Origin of the sequence: Phaeovulum sp., assembly GCF_041596715.1 — a bacterium.
Classification (GTDB): Bacteria; Pseudomonadota; Alphaproteobacteria; order Rhodobacterales; family Rhodobacteraceae; genus UBA6213.
In genome coordinates this window covers 1-2,352 of sequence record NZ_JBFHIA010000346.1, presented here as the reverse complement: position 1 = coordinate 2,352, position 2,352 = coordinate 1, and the positions used below count along the sequence as shown (strand labels likewise).

3 protein-coding genes are annotated in these 2,352 nt (G+C 61.4%); 1 reads left to right on the top strand and 2 read right to left on the bottom strand.

The features are described from left to right. On the top strand, window positions 1-388 hold a 388-nt coding region (locus ABY403_RS15790), incomplete at its 5' end, for a GatB/YqeY domain-containing protein (RefSeq protein WP_372841770.1). Here the strand turns inward: ABY403_RS15790 and ABY403_RS15785 are convergent. Together ABY403_RS15785 and ABY403_RS15780 are read right to left on the bottom strand one after the other, a co-directional pair. Further along, window positions 369-905, bottom strand: coding sequence for a DUF2244 domain-containing protein (locus tag ABY403_RS15785; RefSeq protein WP_372841769.1), 537 nt, complete (start codon window positions 903-905; stop codon window positions 369-371). The genes ABY403_RS15790 and ABY403_RS15785 overlap by 20 nt on opposite strands. A gap of 9 nt (window positions 906-914) precedes the next feature. After that, on the bottom strand, window positions 915-2,352 hold a 1,438-nt coding region (locus tag ABY403_RS15780), incomplete at its 5' end, for a cytochrome c oxidase subunit 1 (RefSeq protein ID WP_372841768.1).

The window sequence follows — 2,352 nt, the reverse complement described above, 5'->3', positions numbered from 1 at the left end:
GACGCTGCGCCTCATCAACGCCGCCATCAAGGACCGCGAGATTGCAGCGCGCGGCGAACCCGACGGCGGCACCGTGGGCGATGCCGAGATTCTTGGCATCATGGCGCGAATGATCAAGCAGCGAAACGAAAGCATGCGCGCCTATGAAGAGGGCGGGCGGCTGGAACTGGCCGAAAAGGAAGCTGCCGAGATCAAGGTGATCGAAGAGTTTCTGCCCCGCCAGATGACGGCTGAGGAAACCGAAGCCGCTATAGAGGCGGCGGTGCTTGCAACCGGCGCGACCGGCATACGCGACATTGGCCGCGTGATGGCGGAATTGAAGGCGCGCTATACGGGCCAGATGGACTTTGGCAGCGTCGGCCCCTTGGTCAAGGCGCGGCTGGGCTAGAGGGCGCGGCGTTCAGCGCTGCGCAAAGTTCGCCATAAAGCCGCTCGCGCTCTTCTGGTGTCAGAAACGCACCCAATTCCACCTCGCGCCCACCGCCTTGCAGGGTCAGGTAGGCTGGCACAGGCCCGCCCGAGGGGTAAAGCCTTGGGCATACCCAATGCGGGTTGGCCTGCCAATAAAGCGGCTCGGCACCCTTGCGCCGCCGCTCCAACGTAAGGCTTTCGTCGCCCAAGACCAGATCTTCGCGCACCATGCCTTGGCGCTGGACAAGCCTCAGCGCCAATATCAACCCGGCCAGTGCCGCCACCGCGAATGCCAGCAATACCCAAAGCGCGGGCGAGCCGAGCAGCGCGAACATCGGCACCCCCAGCAAGGCCGCGGTCAGCCCCACGAATATCGCCAATCCGCGCGGACCCGTCGATCGTTGTGGCCAAAGCGTGAGCCGCCAACGGCGTGTAAAAACGGCCCCGGAACGATCCGGGGCCGCGTCATTCTCATGCACCCATAGATAGGGCATCCAAGGGCCTCAATGCGCGTGAGAGTGGTCCCAGTCCTCGCGCTTGGGCAACTGCTCGAACGTGTGTTCGGGCGGTGGGCAGGGCAGGGTCCATTCCAGCGAATCCGCGTATTCGTTCCAGTAGTTGTTCTCGGTCACGCGTTTGCCGTAGCGCAGCGTGTAGAACACGACACCAAGGAAGAAGACAAAGGAGGCGAAGCTGATGAACGCGCCGATGGACGAGACGTAGTTCCAGTAGGCGAAGGCATCGGGGTAGTCGATGATCCGCCGCGGCATACCCTGACGGCCAAGGAAGTGCTGCGGAAAGAAAATCAGGTTCGAGCCGATGAACATCGCCCAGAAATGCAGCTTGCCTGCCCATTCCGGATACTGGCGACCGGACATCTTGCCAATCCAGTAGTAGATGCCCGCAAAGATCGCGAATGCCGCGCCAAGGCTCATCACGTAGTGGAAGTGCGCCACCACGTAATAGGTGTCATGATACACCCGGTCGAGCGGCGCTTGGCTTAGCACCACGCCGGTCACGCCACCGACAGTGAACAGGAACAGGAAGCCGAAAGCCCAGAGCATCGGCGTCTTGAACTCGATCGAGCCGCCCCACATTGTGGCGATCCAGCTGAACACCTTCACACCCGTTGGCACCGCGATCACCATCGTGGCCAGCATGAAGTAACTCTGCTGGGTCAGGCTCATGCCCACGGTGTACATATGGTGCGCCCAGACGACGAAGCCCAGCACGCCGATCGAGACCATCGCATAGACCATCGGCAGATAGCCGAAAATCGGCTTGCGCGCGAAGGTCGGGATGATGTGGCTGATGATGCCGAAACCCGGAATGATGATGATGTAGACCTCGGGGTGCCCGAAGAACCACAGGATGTGCTGATAGAGAATCGGGTCGCCACCGCCGGCCGGGTCAAAGAAGGTCGTGCCGAAGTTGCGGTCCATCAAAAGCATGGTGATCGCACCCGCAAGCACCGGCAGCGCCAGCAGAATCAGCCATGCGGTCACGAAGATTGACCAAGGGAACAGCGGCACCTTGTGCAGGGTCATACCCGGCGCGCGCATGTTGAGGAATGTGGTGATCATGTTGATCGCGCCAAGAATCGAGCTGGCACCCGACAGGTGGACCGCGAAAATCGCAAGGTCCATGGCGATCGTGTCGGAGTTCTGCGTCGAAAGTGGCGGGTAAAGCACCCAACCCACGCCGGTGCCAAGCTGCCCGTCAGCAGAGCCGGGGCTGAGCAAGGAGGCGACGCCAAGGCTGACGCCCGCGACATACAGCCAGAAGCTGAGGTTGTTCAGACGCGGAAAGGCCATGTCCGGGGCGCCGATCTGCAACGGCATGAAATAGTTGCCAAAGCCGCCGAACAGCGCGGGGATCACCACGAAGAACATCATCAAGACGCCGTGGTAGGTGATCATTACGTTCCACAGGTGCCCGTTG

Bases quoted from the DNA above. Each gene is read 5' to 3' on its own strand.
- ABY403_RS15785 (WP_372841769.1), bottom strand. From the start codon at position 905: ATGCCCTATCTATGGGTGCATGAGAATGACGCGGCCCCGGATCGTTCC.